Origin of the sequence: Chryseobacterium indologenes (assembly GCF_002025665.1) — a bacterium.
Classification (GTDB): domain Bacteria; phylum Bacteroidota; class Bacteroidia; order Flavobacteriales; family Weeksellaceae; genus Chryseobacterium; species Chryseobacterium metallicongregator.
On record NZ_CP018786.1, the window covers coordinates 4,159,379 to 4,178,611 of the forward strand.

18 protein-coding genes and 1 tRNA gene are annotated in these 19,233 nt (G+C 33.7%); 6 read left to right on the plus strand and 13 right to left on the minus strand.

Translation table 11 applies throughout. The features are described from left to right. Positions 1 to 76 precede the first annotated feature (76 nt). The 9 genes from BUE84_RS18820 to aceB all read right to left on the minus strand — a co-directional run bounded on the left by BUE84_RS18820 (position 77) and on the right by aceB (position 7,854). Positions 77 to 847: a UDP-2,3-diacylglucosamine diphosphatase gene (locus BUE84_RS18820; RefSeq protein ID WP_079243019.1), complete on the minus strand. Its 771-nt coding sequence runs from the start codon at positions 845 to 847 to the stop codon at positions 77 to 79. A gap of 20 nt (positions 848 to 867) precedes the next feature. Next, the gene (locus BUE84_RS18825; protein ID WP_034696824.1) at positions 868 to 1,314 is read right to left on the minus strand and encodes a 6-pyruvoyl trahydropterin synthase family protein; all 447 of its coding nucleotides are present in this window, start codon (positions 1,312 to 1,314) and stop codon (positions 868 to 870) included. A 99-nt stretch (positions 1,315 to 1,413) separates the two neighbouring features. Continuing rightward, positions 1,414 to 1,800: a hypothetical protein gene (locus BUE84_RS18830; RefSeq protein ID WP_079243020.1), complete on the minus strand. Its 387-nt coding sequence runs from the start codon at positions 1,798 to 1,800 to the stop codon at positions 1,414 to 1,416. Between the two features lie 9 nt (positions 1,801 to 1,809). Continuing rightward, positions 1,810 to 2,976 (minus strand): hypothetical protein, encoded by a 1,167-nt coding sequence (locus BUE84_RS18835; protein WP_079243021.1) that lies wholly within the window; start codon positions 2,974 to 2,976, stop codon positions 1,810 to 1,812. 88 nt (positions 2,977 to 3,064) lie between these two features. Continuing rightward, positions 3,065 to 3,394 carry a hypothetical protein gene (locus tag BUE84_RS24235; RefSeq protein WP_145953298.1) on the minus strand — a complete coding sequence of 110 codons (330 nt, stop codon included), beginning with the start codon at positions 3,392 to 3,394 and terminating at the stop codon, positions 3,065 to 3,067. A gap of 229 nt (positions 3,395 to 3,623) precedes the next feature. Further along, positions 3,624 to 4,013: an acyl-CoA thioesterase gene (locus BUE84_RS18845; RefSeq protein ID WP_079243023.1), complete on the minus strand. Its 390-nt coding sequence runs from the start codon at positions 4,011 to 4,013 to the stop codon at positions 3,624 to 3,626. 129 nt (positions 4,014 to 4,142) lie between these two features. Next, positions 4,143 to 4,715: an OmpH family outer membrane protein gene (locus BUE84_RS18850; RefSeq protein ID WP_079243024.1), complete on the minus strand. Its 573-nt coding sequence runs from the start codon at positions 4,713 to 4,715 to the stop codon at positions 4,143 to 4,145. A gap of 179 nt (positions 4,716 to 4,894) precedes the next feature. Continuing rightward, the gene (aceA, locus tag BUE84_RS18855; protein ID WP_079243025.1) at positions 4,895 to 6,175 is read right to left on the minus strand and encodes an isocitrate lyase; all 1,281 of its coding nucleotides are present in this window, start codon (positions 6,173 to 6,175) and stop codon (positions 4,895 to 4,897) included. A gap of 104 nt (positions 6,176 to 6,279) precedes the next feature. Next, positions 6,280 to 7,854, minus strand: a complete 1,575-nt coding sequence (gene aceB / locus BUE84_RS18860; protein ID WP_079243026.1) for a malate synthase A — start codon at positions 7,852 to 7,854, stop codon at positions 6,280 to 6,282. A gap of 126 nt (positions 7,855 to 7,980) precedes the next feature. Between aceB and BUE84_RS18865 the strand changes: the two genes are divergently transcribed. From BUE84_RS18865 to BUE84_RS18875, 3 genes are all read left to right on the plus strand, one after another. Further along, entirely contained in the window at positions 7,981 to 9,462 is a 1,482-nt protein-coding gene (locus tag BUE84_RS18865; RefSeq protein WP_079243027.1) for a helix-turn-helix domain-containing protein, read from the plus strand. A 309-nt stretch (positions 9,463 to 9,771) separates the two neighbouring features. After that, entirely contained in the window at positions 9,772 to 10,425 is a 654-nt protein-coding gene (locus tag BUE84_RS18870; protein WP_079243028.1) for a ComF family protein, read from the plus strand. Between the two features lie 196 nt (positions 10,426 to 10,621). Next, positions 10,622 to 11,308, plus strand: coding sequence for an alpha/beta fold hydrolase (locus tag BUE84_RS18875; RefSeq protein ID WP_079243029.1), 687 nt, complete (start codon positions 10,622 to 10,624; stop codon positions 11,306 to 11,308). Between the two features lies 1 nt (position 11,309). Here BUE84_RS18875 and upp read toward each other — a convergent pair whose 3' ends face one another. Together upp and der are read right to left on the minus strand one after the other, a co-directional pair. Beyond that, positions 11,310 to 11,960, minus strand: coding sequence for a uracil phosphoribosyltransferase (upp, locus tag BUE84_RS18880; RefSeq protein ID WP_062676151.1), 651 nt, complete (start codon positions 11,958 to 11,960; stop codon positions 11,310 to 11,312). A 161-nt stretch (positions 11,961 to 12,121) separates the two neighbouring features. Beyond that, a complete protein-coding gene (der, locus tag BUE84_RS18885) occupies positions 12,122 to 13,432 on the minus strand; it encodes a ribosome biogenesis GTPase Der (RefSeq protein WP_034696809.1) in 1,311 nt (436 codons plus the stop codon). A 364-nt stretch (positions 13,433 to 13,796) separates the two neighbouring features. Here der and BUE84_RS18890 point away from each other — a divergent pair. Further along, a tRNA-Gln gene (locus BUE84_RS18890) sits at positions 13,797 to 13,867 on the plus strand. Positions 13,868 to 14,014: 147 nt separating this feature from the next. Here the strand turns inward: BUE84_RS18890 and BUE84_RS18895 are convergent. Together BUE84_RS18895 and BUE84_RS18900 are read right to left on the minus strand one after the other, a co-directional pair. Continuing rightward, the gene (locus BUE84_RS18895; protein ID WP_079243030.1) at positions 14,015 to 14,545 is read right to left on the minus strand and encodes an antirestriction protein ArdA; all 531 of its coding nucleotides are present in this window, start codon (positions 14,543 to 14,545) and stop codon (positions 14,015 to 14,017) included. Positions 14,546 to 15,858: 1,313 nt separating this feature from the next. Next, positions 15,859 to 16,236, minus strand: a complete 378-nt coding sequence (locus BUE84_RS18900; RefSeq protein WP_079243031.1) for a helix-turn-helix domain-containing protein — start codon at positions 16,234 to 16,236, stop codon at positions 15,859 to 15,861. Between the two features lie 100 nt (positions 16,237 to 16,336). Here BUE84_RS18900 and BUE84_RS18905 point away from each other — a divergent pair, with 100 nt between their 5' ends. Both BUE84_RS18905 and BUE84_RS18910 read left to right on the plus strand, forming a co-directional pair. Next, a complete protein-coding gene (locus BUE84_RS18905; protein WP_079243032.1) occupies positions 16,337 to 17,515 on the plus strand; it encodes a T9SS type A sorting domain-containing protein in 1,179 nt (392 codons plus the stop codon). A gap of 302 nt (positions 17,516 to 17,817) precedes the next feature. After that, the gene (locus tag BUE84_RS18910) at positions 17,818 to 19,227 is read left to right on the plus strand and encodes a TolC family protein (protein WP_079243033.1); all 1,410 of its coding nucleotides are present in this window, start codon (positions 17,818 to 17,820) and stop codon (positions 19,225 to 19,227) included. The last annotated feature ends 6 nt before the right edge of the window (positions 19,228 to 19,233 follow it).

Genomic DNA, 19,233 nt, shown 5'->3' on the forward strand with positions numbered 1-19,233 from the left:
TATGGATTAAAAACAAGAGTGGGTTTTTCCACCCGTTCGAAAGTTACCTCTTTTTAGGGGTAATTTTTTTTTTGCTTTATTTCTCAAAAGTCTTGAGTTCAAAATCTTTTTCAAAAACCCCGTAAGTGAAATAGGAAATCCAGTCTCCAAGGTTGATATATTTTGCGTTTTGTTCCAAATCCAGTACCATTGGCAGGTGTCTGTGCCCATAGATGAAATAATCAATCTTCTGAGTTTTCAGTTTTTCTTTGGAATAAATAATAAGAAACTCTTTATCTTCTCCCAGAAACGCTTTGTCTTCTTCACCGGAGATCATTTTATTTTTTTGGGAAAGGTATAATGCAATTTTCATCGCAATATCTGGATGAAGCCATTTGAAGAACCACTGTGCTATCGGATTGGTGAATAGTTTCTTCATTCTTTTGTATCCTTTGTCTCCAGGTCCCAAACCATCTCCATGGGCCAGCAGAAATTGCTTCCCTCCCATTTCAAAATATTGTTTCTGATAGAATACAGTACATCCGATTTCTTCTTCCAGATAATCTTTCATCCAGAGATCATGATTTCCGACAAAGAAATAAATATGAATTCCTCTGTCTTTAAGTTCTGCAATTTTCCCCAGCACACGAACATATCCTTTGGGAATAACATGCTTCCATTCATGCCAGAAATCAAAAAGATCGCCCATTAAAAATAAAACCTGAGCATCTTCTTTGATCTCATCCATCCAGCGTATAAATCTCTCTTCACGCACCTTGCTCTCCTTGGGTGTAGGAGCACCAAAATGCTGATCTGAAGCGAAGTATACTTTTTTTCCAGGTTCTAAATTAATTGTCGTTTTTAACACCTTCTGATTTTTGTGAAAAATTATTGATTATCTTCTGCAAACCATTCTCCATAAGAGTTTTCTGTCTCGTGAAGTTTAAGATAAGCTAAAGAAATTCCTTCGGGAAGTCTTGATTTTACTTTAGCAGCAATAGCATACAACATGTTTTCACAAGTCGGCTGGAAACTGCAATAGATTACTTTATGTCCTTTCTGCTCAAGGTCATCTCCCAGTTCTTTGTGTGGAGACAGCGCATTGACAAGAACCGCATGGTCCCATACATCAACGATCTCAGATTTTACGATACTTTTGATATCTCCGAAATCGACCACCATTCCATTTTTAGGATTTTCAATATCATTAATCGGTTTTCCTTTCACTGTTACAAACAGCTTATAGGAATGTCCATGCATATTTTTACACTTCCCATCGTAGTTGTAAAGCACGTGAGCCGTTTCGAATGTAAAAATTTTTGTAATACGTATCATAGTACAAAGATAAGATAAAACAGCTTAATAGAGAAAAGACTGTTTCTATTACAGCGATTTTAAAATATTCTTTTCACAGGTTTTCAAAAGTGACATCTATTACTTCCTGAAAATTAATTGATCTGTTTCAAAACCTAATTGATTCAAATAGTCTAGTCCATCTTGAACCGCTATTGAATTAACTCCCGACCATCCATTTTTTAATCCAAGTAAAATAAATTGTCTGATATACTTCGGCTCATTCATATTAACCTCATCTTCAGAATTTGTTATTTTATTTATCAACTTAACACCTGATTTTAAAGGCTGACCTATAATATAATGATCAACTGTTACAAACTCAATAATCAAAGGAGTCTGTTTCTGCCCGCTTAGAAAAACTTTCAATTGTAGAGTATTAGTTTCAGTTCCAGCGTTCAACTGATCCGTAACCAAATACAGATATTCATTATTATCGATGACTATCTTTCTTAATTTGTTTTTCATTACCTCTCTTTATCTGATCATTTTTTCAAATCTACTAATGACTTTATACTCCTTATTTTTAATAACAATCTCATATTCTCCTTTATCCAGGATTAAAAAACGGCTGTCTTGGGAAGTTTTGAGCTCAATGATATCAGCAGGAATTCCTTTCTGCTCAAACTCTCCTTTTCTGTAGGCTAAAACCATGGCCGGATATATTGAAACTTTAGAAGCTGGAACCTTATAAAGCTTTCTGTTTTTGTTCAACATCCAATTGGGTCTGCCTTCAATGTATTTTGTAACGGGATGAATGATTTTAATATCAGTATACAAATCTTTGTCTTCACCATTATATATTCCCTCATTTTCATCTTTTAAAACAACAGGAACAGTATTATTTGTAAATCTTAAAAGCGGTTCATTATACTTCAGGTTACTTTTTTCTGAAAATTGAGTCTGATCAATAGTAAAAGGATTCACACCTGTTAAGTCTGAAAGCCTTCCCGCCATTGTTTTCTCCCAGGATTTATGAATACCTTCATAAGCGTGCTGATAACCGCAGTAGATGAGATATTTTCCCGCCTTATTTTTCTGCATAAAATCGAAGATATTTTTTGCTTCTCCAATTTCCCTTTCTTTGTTATTTCCTTCAGCTTCGTAGGGGAAAAGTTTAAATCCAATTCTCAAAGCATTGTAGATAAAATTTCCGAATTCCGTTTCTTTGGAGTAATATCCACTGTTAAGAGCAGCAAATTTTGTAGCGTTTAAAGAGTCACTCGCTAATGTTTCGAGCCCCAAATATCTGTAGCCTTTATCATATAATCCCTGAAGTAAGGAAGAGGCAAAATTTCTATGACTGGCATTATGATGAGCTTCGTTCATGATTATAATCTTTTCATTGACAGCTCTTTCCAAGATATAATCTTTTGCATTGACAGGCTGTAATTTTATGAATTTCAAACTATCTGCAGTACTCAACTTTTTTACACGTCCAAAAGTCTCATCCCAACTTTCCAATGCCAGTTTATATTGTCCGCTTATTGAGTAGTATGTTGCCGCCATCTGGCTTCTCCAGGATTGACTTTGAGTAGAATCCGCTACCTTTTTTTTGATATCGTCTGTAAACCAGTAAGGGTTTTCCTGGCCATAACCTGCCATGCTTACCAACAGTAAAGCCAGTGAATAAGAGAATTTCATGTGTATTTAGTTTTTGATTGATAATTACCATCCAGTAAACTACAAATTTAGAGCCAACAACCTAAGAGATCTGGCTCAAATCATTTCTTTATAAGTTATTTGCAAATTTTGATTTATTTACAGTTACTTTATTCTTAAAAGCTTTATAAATGTAGTATTGGTTAATATTATTCTGAGTAATCAAAATAGGTTCAGCATTATCCTCAATTACAATTTTAGAATATCCCAGATCTGATGAAAAGGCATTTGAGTTCCATGAATAATACAATTCAACGGCTTTAATTTTATCAAAATCTATTTTTCTCTCTTTTTGGCTCTGTTTATCCAATACTATGATTTGCTTTTCTAAATGATCAATTTTAGCTTCTTCCCTTAAATTTCGCAAATAATATTTTTTTCTGATTAATGCTGTTCCCAAAAAAAGATAAGTAAGAAAAGAAAACAGTAAAACCGGAACAGCAGAGGAAATTATCTTTGATAATGAAAGTTCATTCCAGTCCAGAATCATTTTACGTACAATGACACCAGAAATAAAAACGGTAAAACACAGATAAAAATACCCCAATATCAAATTGCCTAAAATTTTATTCTTTTTATATTCAATTTCCATTTTAACAAATTACAATTGTTTTACTCCACACCTTGTTCTAATTAAAAAACTTCTCCAGCCAGTCGTTTTCCAGACGTTTTATTTTTTTGGTTTCAGGATCAAACAAAATCCAGAGCGTGCTTGAATTTACCACAAGTTCATCATTGCAATAGAATTCAACTTTTCTTGGCTGTTTGGCTCCTTCGGGAGTCAGAGGATAAGTTCTTACTGTAATGATATCCCCTAGATAAACCTGTTTTTTATATCGGATATGGTGATCCAGAAGCATCCAGGCATCGTTTGCATATTCTGTTTGCTGTTTCAGAAGATCCCAGTGTTCCGCTGCTATTTCTTCCACCCAGTGCACATACTGTACATTATTTACATGATTGTTCTGATCAATATGTTCTGCTGTTACCTTTATTTGTTTTTCGTGCATTAAATTCATTCTGCTGAAAGTTTACTCAAATGTATCATTTTAAAACAAAACTTTCTTCATTCAACCCCACACTTTTATGCACAAAAAAACGGAATCATAAGTTCTGATTCCGTTATAATATTCAGTATATTGAATTTCTTATTTAGATTTTCCAGCAGGTTTTGCAGGCGTTGCTGTAGCTCCTAATTTAGTTTTTACAAGTGCTGTGATATCTTCACTTCCATCCGTGTAAACCAAATTGTTAGATTCATGAAATGATGTATCGAAGATAAAATTCAATCCTCTTTCTTTAGCGACAGCAGAAATAACGCTCTTTACCTTTTGCTGTAAAGGTGTGTATAATTCACTTTGTTTAGCTGAAATATCTTTAGCCGCCTGTGCTCTTGAATCTTCTATTTTTTTACCTAAAGTCTGCAATTCTGTTTGTGCTGCCATCAGTTCTTTAGTTACAGCTTCTTTGTTGGCTTCACTAAGAGTCTTTTCTTTAGCCTGTGCTGCTTTCAATTTAGTCTGATAATCACCAATCATTTTTTCAATTTCAGCCTGCTTAGCTTTAGTCAGGTTATCAATAGTAGTTCCTATAGTGGTTACTTCAGATAAGCTTGCAAAAATATCCTCTGTGTTTACACTTCCAACCTTCTGTTGAGCATTCGCAGCATTTGCAGTAAGCGTTAATCCTAATGTAATAAAAAGTACTTTAATTAAATTCATTTTTAATAATATTTTTTCAGCCCCAAATATAATTCAAATTTCAATTACTTATCATGTAGTATTTATTTCTTTATTATTTTGAAATATTCATATTGTAAAAACAGGTTTAAATACTTTTAAATCAAAGAAAAACCTTCTCCGAATGAGAAGGTTTAACATCAAAAAAATATGGAAAATGATTAATGGAATTGTGCAGTTTCCGTAGAATCTTTCATTGCTACCGTAGCTGAGGAGCCGTTGGTCACAATATTCTGTACTTCATCAAAATATCCTGTTCCTACAAAAGACTGGTGTTTCACTGCTCTGAATCCTTTCTGCTGTAATGCAAACTCACGCTCCTGAAGTTCTGAATATCCTGCCATTCCTCTTTCTTTATAAGCTAGAGCCAATTCAAACATAGCTGTGTTCAAAGCATGGAATCCTGCAAGGGTAATAAACTGGAATTTGTATCCCATTTTAGCCAACTCTTCACGGAAAGTAGACATTTCTTCTACACTCAGTCTCGCTGCCCAATTGAATGAAGGTGAACAGTTGTAAGCAAGCATTTTCCCTGGAAATTTTGCATGAATTCCTTCTGCAAACCTTTTGGCTTGTTCCAGGTCGGGATTTGAAGTTTCCATCCAGATAAGATCTGCATAGGGAGCATAAGACAGACCTCTGTCTATTCCCTGTTCTACCCCATTTTTTACTACATAAAACCCTTCAGAAGTCCTTTCTCCCGTAACGAATTTTTTATCTCTGTCATCAATATCAGAAGTCAGTAAATCTGCTGCATCTGCATCCGTTCTTGCAATAATAAGACTCGGAACTCCAAGTACATCAGCGGCCAGACGTGCAGCAATAAGTTTATTGATTGCTTCCTGAGTAGGCACCAATACTTTTCCTCCTAAGTGTCCACATTTTTTGGCAGAAGAAAGCTGATCTTCAAAATGGACACCAGCTGCTCCTGCTTCAATCATCTGTTTCATCAGTTCAAAAGCATTCAGGTTACCTCCAAAACCCGCTTCTGCGTCGGCAATGATAGGCACTAGATATTCTTTATTTCCTGTTCCGCTTACAGACTGTACCTGATCTGCTCTCAATAAAGCATTATTAATTTTCTTTACCACAGAAGGCACTGAATTGGCCGGATACAATGACTGATCAGGATACATTTCCCCTGATAGATTAGCATCTGCAGCCACCTGCCACCCTGAAAGATATATTGCTTCCAGACCGGCATCTACTTCCTGCACTGCCTGATTACCGGTCAACGCACCAAGTCCTGCTACATAATCCTGAGTATTTAATTTATCCCAGAATTTTTTGGACATTTCCGTAGCAATGGTGTAATCTATGGTATAAGAACCACGAAGTTTTAAAACTTCTTCTGCTGTATAAGGTCTTTTTACACCGTTCCAACGTGGATTTGTCAGCCAATCTTGCTCCAGAACCTGGATTTGTTCTTGTCTTGTTTTCATAATATTTGGATTTTGTTTGATTAGATTTTGGATTTCGGGATACGAGGTGAGAGGTTCGGGGTGAGAGTATGATTCTCAAACTTTCGAACATTTACACTCTCAAACTAGATAAAAGGATATGCTTTAAGGGTCAGAAATTCTTCAAATTTTTCAGAGAAAATCAATTCATTGAAAAGTTCTTTGGCGAGGTTAAATTTTCCGTTTTGGAAACGGGTTTCTCCTACATACTTTTCAATATTGTCCATTTCTTCTTTTTCCCACTGCAATACCATGCTTCGGGTTAATGTTCTGTCGTCACTCAGAACCGCTTCGTTTTTCAGCCATTGCCAAATTTGTGTTCTTGAAATCTCAGCAGTAGCGGCATCTTCCATCAGATTATAAATGGCGGCAGCACCGGTTCCCATCAGCCAGCTTTCCAGATAAAGAATTCCTACATTGATATTTTTTCGGACTCCTTTTTCAGTAATATCTCCTTTAGGGATTTCCAGCAGCTGGCTTTCTGTTATATGATATTCAAATTTTTTATCGATCTGGTTTTTGGTTGGCATATACTCATCAAAAATTTCTTTTGCCACCGCTACTAATGCCGGATGTGCCACCCAAGTTCCGTCATGACCATTTTTCACTTCCCTTTCTTTATCATTTCTTACTTTTTCAAAAGCCTTTCTGTTGGCTTCGTCATCGTCTTTTACAGGAATTTGGGCTGCCATTCCACCAATAGCATGTACATTTCTTTTATGACAGATTTCGATCACTCTTTTTGAATAAGCACTCATAAAGGGAGAAGTCATGGTTACCTGATCTCTGTCCGGCACAATAAATTCGGGAAGGTTTCTGAATTTTTTAATGTAAGAGAAAATATAATCCCATCTTCCACAATTCAGTCCTGCGCTGTGTTCTTTTAATTCAAATAAAATTTCATCAATCTGAAATGAAGCAGTAATGGTTTCTATTAAAACAGTTGCTTTAATGGTTCCCTCCGGTATTACAAGATAGTTCTGGGCAAAAACAAAAACTTCATTCCACCATCGTGCTTCTTTATAATGTTCCAATTTCGGAAGGTAAAAATAAGGGCCACTTCCATTTTCCAAAAGCTGTTTTGCATTTCTGAAAAAATAGATTCCAAAATCTGTCAGCGATCCGGAAGCTTTTTCTCCATTGATTTCAATATGTTTCTCCGGAAGATGAAGTCCCCTTGGACGAACCTGTAAAACGGCTGTTTTTTTATTAAGAGTATACGCTTTTCCTTTTTCGTTAACAAAATCAATATTCCGGTTAATGGCATCAGAAAGATTAATCTGACCCTGGATACAGTTTTCCCAAACCGGCGAACTGCTGTCTTCAAAATCAGCCATAAACGTAGATGCTCCGGAATTAAGGGCATTGATAATCATCTTGCGGTCAACAGGTCCGGTAATTTCTACTCTTCTATCCAACATATCTTCAGGAAGAGGAGCACATATCCAATTGCCCTTTCGGATCTCAGCTGTTTCTTTTAAGAACTCAGGAAGATTTCCTCTGTCAAAATTATGCTGTGTATTTTTTCTTTCTTCTAAAAGTTCAAGTCTTTTATGATTAAAGTTCTGATGAAGCGAAATCAGAAAATCTGCCAAATCAGGAGTAAATATTTCCTCAAACTGCTTCTCTGACTTTATTTCTAACTGAGTCTTGGTTTCCATAACGTATTGATTTTGTGATTTGATGTTACAAACATAAATAAAAATTTTCACAAACAGCGAACGTTCGCTAAATTTATTTAAAATTTATTATGCGAATAATCGCATCTAATTATTTATATTTGAGTAATGAATTCAGAAAGCGACTTTATCAAAACAGTTTTCGGACTAAAACTGAAGCAGCAGAGACAAAAGAAAAACTGGTCTCTACAGGACCTTGCTGTAAAGACAGGATTATCAAAATCTTACCTCAACGAAATTGAGAATGGAAAAAAATATCCCAAGCACGATAAAATCATTCAGCTTTCTGAAGCACTTAGCTGTACTTTCGATGATCTGGTTTCTACCAAGCTGGATAAAAGTCTGGCTCCTTTCAACGAAATTCTTCAGTCTGATTTTTTCAAAGAAGTTCCTTTGGAATTGTTTGGGATCAATAAGAACAACCTTATCAGTATTATCAGCGATGCTCCCAAAAAAGTAACGGCTTTCATCAATGCTCTCATCGAAATTTCCCAGAATTATAATCTTGGAAAAGAAAGATTTTATTTTGCGGTGTTAAGATCTTTTCAGGAATTGTATGATAATTATTTCCCGGAAATTGAAGAAAAAGTAGATCAGTTTACCCAGGAAAATCAGTTAAAAATTGGTAAAAGCTTAAAGTCTGACATTCTGGAGAAAATTCTTGCAGAAAAATTCAGCTATACCATTCAGTCTGAAGATTTTGAAAAATATGGAACGCTGGATAATCTCCGTTCTCTTTTTATTCCTGAAAAAAAGCTTTTACTTCTGAATCAAAAACTGGAAAAAGACCAGAAAACGTTCATCCTTGCAAAGGAAATCGGCTTCAATGTATTGGAATTAAAAAATCGCCCCAATACGTATTCATGGCTGGATTTCGGAAGTTTTGAAGAAATACTGAATAACTTTTACGCCTCTTATTTCGCAGGAGCTTTGCTCATTTCAAAAGAACCTGTGATTGACAAGACTTCAGAATTTTTCCAGCAAAATAAATGGGAACCTAAAAATTTCGAAAGTCTGATTAATAGCTTTACCCGATCACCGGAAACATTCTATTATCGCCTTACGAATATTCTTTCAGCTGAGATGGGAATCAAGGATCTTTTTTATTTATGTCTGGTAAAAAAGAAAAATTCGGATAAGATTCAGATTTTAAAAGAGCTTCACCTGAATCATCAGCAGGCGCCTCATGCCAATGCAACCAACGAGCATTATTGCAGAAGATGGATTGCTGTGAAAAATCTTGGTGATTTAAAAGAAAATGAAACCCTGACGGATGCTCAGATTTCTCATTATAAAGACCAGGGAATAAGCTATCTGGTTATTTCTACTTCACAAAAAAATCCTTTTTCGGATGGAAGTAACAGAAGTTATTGTCTGGGAATATTACTGAATTCTCAAACGATAAAAAAAATAGGGTTTATCAAATCTCCTTCTTTAAAAACCATCAATGTAGGAGTTACCTGCGAATCCTGTAGTATTGCAGATTGTGAAGTGAGGCAGGCACCTCCTGTGAGACTGGAAAAGGAGCATTTTAATATGAGTATGAAGAATGCTGTAGAGAAGATTAGGAAGACGTTTGAAGATGTTTAAAAGTGATGAGGTTCGGGATGCGAGATTCGGGTTTGTGAATAATAGATTTGTTGTTAAAATTTACAGGTAAGTTATTTATCTAAACGCAGAGTTCGCAAAATTTTTCTATACTATTTATAACTTTTCCGGTCGCTATGGCGTTTCACTCAGCAACGGAAAAGGTCTTCCCTCTTCTTAACGAAATATTCTTATGAACGATATATGAGATTAGCTGACAAACCTTTTTGAACTTCATCGTTAATAATAATTCACTATTGACTTTGCAACGCAAAAATTGACGATTATTTTATATCTTAGTAAAAACACACTATGATATTAGACTTATTGTTTCCAAACCGTTGCATTCATTGTAACAGAATCATTGATTCTGAACTTTTGGTTTGTGACCTTTGTTTTCATCAGATTCATTTTACACACTATGATTATTTTGAAAATAATCCGGTCAAGGAAAAATGCAGTTTATTTTTTCCGGTTGAAAACGCTTATTCTTTAATACAATTTGAAGAGGAAAGTTTAAGCCGGCAGATTATCCACGAACTGAAATACAGAAGCAGGGAAAAAACAGGAAAGATTCTGGCAGACTGGACTACAGAACGTCTTAATTTCAATAATAAAAAACCTGATTTACTAATAAATGTTCCTCTTCATCCAAGGAAACTCAAAGAGCGCGGATATAATCAACTTCATTTATTCACAGAAACTTTGTCTTCATTTTATAACATTCCTTTCAATCATCAATTAATTAAACGAAATTACTATTCAAAAGCTCAGGCTTTAAAAGACAAAAAACATAGGCTGGAAACCATTAATACATTTTCAGTCACCCAACCTGTTTCCGGAAAGCATATCCTCCTGATCGATGATGTTTTTACTACAGGAAATACTGTGTCATCGGTTGCATGGGAGATTTTGAACGCCGGAGACAATAAAGTAAGTGTATTGGTGATGGCTGTGGATATTTGATATGGGGTGCGAGGTACGAGTTTCGGGATGGTGAGATACGGGATACGAGTTTTGAGATACGAGGTGTGGAATTTTGGGCATGGATGATATTCAAAAATATTTCCAAACCTAAATGCATCTAAACTCTCTCAAACACCCACTTAATCTATTTTCATGATTCAATTCTTTTTCCTAATTTTCCGGAAACTAAACCACTATGCCAAATCTGCTTTTACTGCACGGAGCCTTAGGTCACAGCGACATTTTCAAACCTTATTTAAATACTTTATCCCAATATTTTACGGTACATACTCCTTTATTTTCAGGGCATGGAGATCAGGAACTTCCGGCAGATGGTATCACTATTGAAAAATATACTCAGGAATTATCTGAGTATTGTAAGGTGAACAATTTGACTGAAGTATCAATTTTCGGACATAGTATGGGTGGTTATGTTGCGCTTTGTTATGCAATGAGAAATCCTGACCGTGTAAATTCTATTATAACATTAGGAACAAAGTTCGACTGGACTGAGGAGCAGGCTTTAAAAGAAAGTAAGATGCTTAATCCTGATGTTATTCTTGAAAAAATTCCGCAGTATGCCCAACTTTTAGAATCACAGCACGGAACAAAATGGAAAGAACTTCTTCCGGCTATTGCTGATTTAATGATCGATCTGGGTAAAAATCCTCCTTTGGAAAATAATTTTGCCACGATTACTACCCCAACTCAAATTATGGTGGGAGATAAAGATAATATGGTCACTATTGAAGAGAGTATGAGAGTTTACAGAAGCCTTCCAAACGCAAAATTGGCCGTACTCCCTGATACAAAGCATCCTATGGATAAAGTACGACCTGATTTATTATTGAATTTAATAAAAGATTTCTGGAATCTTTCTTAAATTATCTCTGAAGTTTTTCTCCGTAGCTTAAATCTCCGGCATCTCCTAATCCTGGAGTGATATATCCTTTTGAAGTTAAATGTTCATCAATAGCTCCGACCCAGATGTGCGCTTCAGGATAAGCATTCTGAACCGTTTCAACTCCTTGTTTTGATGCAATGGCTGCTACAATATGAAGCTGGGTTGGATTTCCATTGGTTAGCAAATCTTTGATCGCTTCAATTAAAGAAGCACCTGTTGCCAACATGGGATCCGCTACGATCAAAGGTCTTCCTTCAATGCTTGGGCAGGTAAGATAATCCTGTTTGATTGAGAAATAATCATTGGCATCGTGTTTTCTGTAAGCTGCTACAAAACCGCAGTCCGCTCGGTCTAAATAGTTCAGAATTCCTTCAAACAAAGGAACACCGGCTCTTAAAATAGTTGTAATAACCGGCTGTACAGCAATTTCTCTGCTTTTTATTGTATCTAAAGGAGTTTGAATTTCAACTTCTCTGTACTCCAGTCCTTTACTGATTTCAAAAGCGGCAATCTCCCCGATTCTTTCCATATTCCTTCTGAATCTCATTCGGTCATGCTGGATAGTAACATTTCTAAGTTCGTTAATCCACTCGTTGACCAGAGAAAAGTGTTGCGATAAAATAGTAAGCATGAAAATTTTATTTTTAATTTCAGTTAATTGATATTAATTGCTGCAAAATTACAACTAAAAAACGAATTGAAAGATTGGGCTTAAAGAGAAAGTCTGCTCTGAAGATATAAAAAACTCCGGCAAGCTTTGCTTGCCGGAGTTTTTGTGAACAAAAGTTCTTATTATTTTTGTCTGAAATAAACTTCAATTGGAACTCCGGTAAACCCGAATTGTTTTCTCAACTGATTTTCAGTAAATCTCTTATATGGTTCTTTCACATATTGTGGAAGGTTACAGAAGAATACAAACTGTGGTGAAGGCGTAGGAAGCTGTACACAATATTTGATTTTAATGTATTTCCCTTTCAATGCCGGTGGTGGTGTCTGTTCGAAGATCGGAAGCATTACTTCATTCAGTTTTGAAGTTTTAATTTTCTTCTTACGGTCTTCATAAACCTCCATGGCTACTTCTACAGCTTTTAAGATTCTTTGCTTAGTTAAAGCTGAAACAAATAAGATTGGAATATCTTGGAACTGACCAATTTTATCTTTGATTGATTTTTCGAAATCACGCATCGTATTGGTCTCCTTATCCTCAATCAAATCCCACTTATTCACAAGGATTACAATTCCTTTTCTATTTTTCTGAGCCAATCCGAAGATATTCATATCCTGAGATTCCCATCCTTGTGTAGCATCAACCATGATGATAACGACGTCAGAATACTCAATAGAACGGATAGACCTCATTACCGAGTAAAATTCAAGATCTTCGTTTACCTTAGACTTTCTTCTCATCCCTGCCGTATCTACCAATACAAACTCATGTCCGAATTTGTTATATAAAGTCTGGATACTGTCTCTGGTAGTTCCTGCAATATCGGTTACAATATTTCTTTCAACATCCAATAAAGCATTGGTCATTGTAGACTTTCCTACGTTTGGACGACCTGCAATGGTAATTTTTGGAAGCCCTTCAAAAGGATCTTTATATTCTGTAGTAGGGAAATCTTTAACGATATCATCTAACAAGTCTCCTGTTCCTGAACCTGTAGCAGAAGAAAGTGTGTAATATTTATCAATTCCTAACTGATAGAATTCTGTTGCAGGAAGTTCTTCCTTTGCAGAATCTACTTTATTGATAACGATATAAATTGGTTTGTTGGATCTTCTAAGAAGTCTGTAGATTTCGTAGTCTGTGTCAGTAAGTCCTTCTTCTACATTCATCATAAAGATAATAGAAGTGGCTTCATCAACCGCTAATTGTACCTGTTTACGGATTTCCTCTTCGAAAATATCATCTGTACCTACATCATAACCTCCGGTATCAATTACCGTAAAGTCTACTCCATTCCAGTCTGATTTCCCATAGTGACGGTCTCTGGTAACACCAGCTGTAGAATCTACAATAGCTTCTCTTCTTTCTAATAAACGATTAAAAAGCGTGGATTTTCCTACGTTGGGACGTCCAACGATTGCGACAATATTTGACATAAAAAATGTTTAATAATCCTTTTACTTTGCTCAAGGATATGTTATTAATGGGTTACTCCAACTTTTGGAGCCCAATTTTTTGCAAAGATAGGGTTTTATTATTTAACAGATGGAGGCCGGGAGAAGGAGGCTGGATTTTATTATCCATGGGAGAATTCATAATAATCACTCTCATTAAAATTAAACAGATAGTATCTATAATTCTCCTATTTTCCAGTAGAAGCAGATTATTTTAAAATTTTTATTGAAAAATAATTATTTGGATATCAATACATAAAGCGATCCACTCACCTATTATGTTAATTAATCTTTAATTTCGATTTTCATATTTAAAATAATTTCTATAATTTCGCGGCATAGAAACAGACCCATGGTGTAGCGGTAACACTACTGATTTTGGTTCAGTCATCTGGGGTTCGAATCCCTGTGGGTCTACTATCTAAAAAATGCAACTAGCTAAATTACAGCAAGTTGCATTTTATTTTTGGTCAATTTTTCACGTTTGGTCACCTTTTTAGTCATACTTTTGATAAAAAACGCTCGGAGTGAACTTAATTGAATCTATTTGAATCTGATTGTATTTTAGCTACGGAAATAATGTCCGTTACTCTCAAAATAATCATACATAATGTTTCTTGCAGTGGCTTCCCAATCAATAACGACAAAACTCGGGAGATTGAACGGTATATCATTTTCATACAGATATTCCACGAACTCAATATCATTTGCAAACTCACCGTAATAAAAATTGTTTACGTATTCATAGGCACTTTGAAAATCCATATCTAAAAAGTTATCTAAAATCACTTCAAAAACTTCTGAATCATACTCCGAATCATTTATTTGCTCGGCTATCTCGTAAATCTCGGGAGATAAAAAACTTTCTCCTATCAATCCCAATTTCTCAAATAGTTCGCAGTTTTCGTAATCCTGAAACATAAATTCAGGATCTTGTTCATCTTCGTGTAGTTCATGCATTGCTTCCAGTAGGTCGTCATAGCTTCCGTATTCGCTAAGGTTAAACCATTTGCCATAAATACTTGAATTGTTGTACTTCGCATAAGTGCCACAGTAAATAGCACAATTTTGCAGACAATTTTGTAAATTTGTCATGTTGATAAGTTTTAGATACGTTAAAATTTATTGATTCGCCTTGTCGCATTGCAGTGCTTCAAGGCTTTTTTATGTAATATTGAGATATTTTAGTAAGTAAGTTGCTCACAAAAGCAGTATAAATATACAACAAAAAGCCCACAAATACAAGCACTTACAGCAGTTTTTAACTAAAATATCAACCCTTGTTAAAATCTTTTTAACCACTCCCAGCGCAGGAAAAGTAAAACAACTGTCAAAAAACCTAAATACGTTTGATAGGGGGCAGGCAAAAAAAGCTCTTGCACCATACAGGGTAAACTTAATAGTAGGTACTGTCCCGATACCTATACAAAATTTTAAGATACGGCATAGGGGGCACATTTTTAAAGTAAAATTTGGCGGGTGGTGTAAATAGGAGACCAAGTATTATACATTTTCCCGAAACTCCGCAGACAAAACCACCACTCCACACAGAACACCACAAACCGTTTACCACAGTTTCCCTAAATATTGATTTAGGATTATAAAAGTGTGATTAATTAAGAGATAAATATTATTATATATTGGTAATATCTTGCAGAAACCCTGAAAATACCTGTTTACAGTAGTTTACAGAGGTTGTCTGGAAGATTGTGTAGTTTGGCTTTGGGGTAAATAGGTAGATATATATTAACAAAAATGAGCCTGTTTCAAATCTGATTTTTAAATGCCCCGACAAAACCACAGAGACAACCTACACCACCTGTTACAGTGTAATTATCTTTAACACAAAGTTTTTCAGCGGCCGCCTATCATAAAAAGATTATGCAAACTGTTCACCCCTACCCACAAACTAAAAACAAGCCCTTTTAAGCCGCATTTAAAACAAGGAAACTAAATACACCAGAGCAATAAGAAAATCGAAATTTAACCCCTTTATGAGGTCATACAGAGATGTTACAAACAGTTCTATGCTCACCAAGCTCAATACAAGTAGTTATACACTGTTTTTAAACTAAATAAAGGAGAATACTTCAATATTAAAAGATAATCAAAGTTTAAGACATGTATGACGGTAAAGGATATCTCATCTCAGCACTAACTAGACATCCCAACTTTGGTGCAAAATTTACACAAATTCCTCTTAAAAGGAATCATTTTGTTTTTAGGATTTCAGGACACGGTACAATAATACACACCTACATTTACCATTGCATCTCTAACTGTTATTTGATATTTCAATATATATAACGGAGATAAAAAATCAAACTGTCACATAATTACAAAAATTCATATCCCAAGACAAAACCATAAAAACTATTTACAGACCTTTAAAAATAAAAAAAGAGCCATTAAAGCTCTCCATATTTTGTTTTATAATTTTTCAATTCTTTTTCGGTATTACTTAATAATTTTTCGAGTAACGAAATCTTATCTTCATACAATTTCTTTATCAATTCAGTCTCATCTGCTCCAATGATAATGCTTCCGTTATTACTTCCTTTAACATTATTGAAGCTGTTAAAATATTTTTGACTGTCAAAAGATGTTATATCTTCTGGATTAACATCCAATATTTTAGCAATTTGAGAAAGCTTATCAGATGAAACCTTTATATCTCCTTTTTCTAACTTACTATAGGCAGCCTGAGAAATATCTAATTTTTCAGCCATATATTCCTGAGTAAAATTCTTTAACTCCCGTATATTTTTTATCTTGTTTCCTATCATGACGGTTATGAATTATAACCATTTTGGTTATATTATACAATGATACAAATATAATAAATAAGATATAAGTCCGCATTTTTGTTTTCAAAAATTTAAAAAAATGAGAACAAAATTATCTCTTGTATTTACTGTCGCCCTTACTGCGAATATCTTTTCCCAAGCTATTGTAAATTTTACAGACAATACATTCAAATCTAAACTTGTATTTTCAACTCCTTCAACACATATCGCAAAAAATTCTGCGGGAAATTGGATTAAAGTTGACACTAATAATGACATGGAAATACAAGTCAGTGAAGCGCAACAAGTAGCCGAATTATGGCTATTAGGTTCTAATATCTCATCCCTGAATGGTATTCAACATTTTTCAAATTTGAAAGTATTAGAGGTTGGTAGTAATAATCTATCAAACCTTGATTTAAGCCAAAATAGTCAATTAAAAACAGTATTTTGTGACAATAACAGTCTTACAAGTCTTATTGTAAATCAAAATTCACTTTTAGAATATTTGTCTTGCTCATGGAATAATTTATCAACTATTAATCTACCAAATTCAAATTCTTTTCAGAAATTATATTGCACTAACAATCAAATTTCAACATTGAACACGTCTAATAATAGCGGTTTAAAAGTATTGAGAGTAGAAAACAACCCTATAACAAGTCTTTCTTTAGGTTCTAATATTAATTTAGAGGAACTCAATTTTTCTGTAACCCCGATTTCAAGTATTAATCTTAATTCTAATACTAATCTTAAAAAACTTACTACTAGTTCTAATCTAACAACTTTAAATGTAGCTCAAAATACAAGCTTACAGGAATTATATACACAAGGGAGTAATTTAACTAGTGTTGATGTTCGCAACGGTAATAATAGTAATATGTTAAGTGTATTATTTGGAAATGTAACACAATCACCTTTGCTAAGATGTATTTTTGTAGATTGGAAAGACAGTTCTACTTTGACAAATTTTTGGATAAAACCTTACACTGCTACTTATGTTGAAAATACTGCTGAATGTAATTCAGTACTAGCAACCGCAGAAACAACAACTAAAAAACAGTTTAGTGTTTATCCTAATCCTGTCAAAAATTCACTCAATATAGTTTCCGATTCAGTTTTTACAAAGTATGAAATTATCAATTCAGAGGGCAGAATTATTCAATCAGGCAATTTACAGCAATCTAAAATTGATACTTCATTATTGATTAACGGTATTTATTTTTTGAAATTATTTAGCGGAACAGATTATGTTGTAAAGAAGATTTTTAAAAACTGATTATCAAAATTTCAGCCTTGACCTTATGAGTTGAGGCTTATGTTTTAATCTCTGAAAACACTGATGGATAGACAAATTAACAAAGAATCTGCTACATAATACCAATACACACACTACATATTTATATCAAATATTATCATATTACTCTCAAACCTATTTAACCAACCCAATAGGAAAAAAAGTGCTTTTTCGTTCTATCAATATTGCAAGTGATTATCCTATGCAATATATATAATATATTTTTTATTTTTTTAATGCTAAAATTTTAAATTTGCAAGGCTTTTTGAAAAGCTCAAACAAAAATGATGAAATTTAGAAAAATAATAATGTTTATTTTAATAGTAAACACCTTAAATTTATATTGTCAAAACACAGTTGATATAGATTTTTTCCTTAATAATATTGGTAACTCTTATTCATATAAGATTAATGCAAATGATTATAAAATAAAAAAAATACAAAATGGTCTTTTTCGTAAATCCTTATTACCTAAAGTAACATTAACATCCTCCATACCCTATCAAAGAGCTATTTCTGATGTGACACAACCTGATGGAACAATAAAATTTATTGAGCGTAATTATTTGAATCCAAACATAGGACTTAATACAACTCAGTTTCTACCCTTTACAGGAGGTACAATTAGTTTATCAAACTCAATAAATTATTCAAGAGATTTTAATAACAATTACACTAACTTTTCTAGTAATTGGGTAAATCTTTCATATCAGCAATCTATTAATGGGTACAATGATTATAAATGGGAAAAGAAAATAAATACTCTCACAAAAAAGAAAGATTCAATTGAGTATTATAAGAATGTAATTCGATTGAAATATGATATAGCCAAATCTTATATTGATGCTGAAACATCGCAATTGAAATCTCATTTATTACAAGAAAATATGAATAAGGTAAAGTTTATGCTAAATGAAATAAATGAAAAGTATAAACATGGTCGAGCCATTAAAACAGATGTAGAACAAACAGAATTGACATTAGAACAGTTAAAAGGCTATTTGGAAGCTAATAAAATAGAACGTCAAAATTCGTTAAGCCAATTAAAAAGAACAGCCAACATTGAAATTCAAGATTCCATACTATTAGAAGGTGTCGAAGAAATAGAATTTACAATTAATAAGGAAGAACTAATTAAAATTATGGAAGAGAACGGATATAATATAGAATGGAAAATAAAGGAGTTGGAAGCAGAAGCAAACCTAGATAGAATAAAAAAAGAAGGTAGTATGTCATTAAATCTTCAGCTTGGATTGGGACTTAATTCTTCTGCAAATGAAATTTCACAATTATTTAATACTCCTCGCCAGACTCAATTCGTTACTTTAGGGGTTAAAGTCCCAATATTAGATTGGGGAGCTTCAAAAGATAAGACTAATATAGCATTTGTAGAGAAGGAGAATTTAAAATATAAAATTGAAGAAGAAAGAAATAGAAAGATACAGGCAATAGAAGAATTAATAAATTATTATTGGACTTTAAAATCTCAAATACAATCATTAAAACAACAAATAATATTATCTAATAAACTCACAGACAACTACAAAGAGCTGTTATCACTAGGAAGAAAAACAGTATCTGAGTATAGGAATCAAATTTATGAAAATATTAATTTATCAATTGAATGTGAAAAATTAAAAAATAATTTATATTTGCTAAAATTAAAAATAGATGAACTTAATTTAAAATATTAAACACTA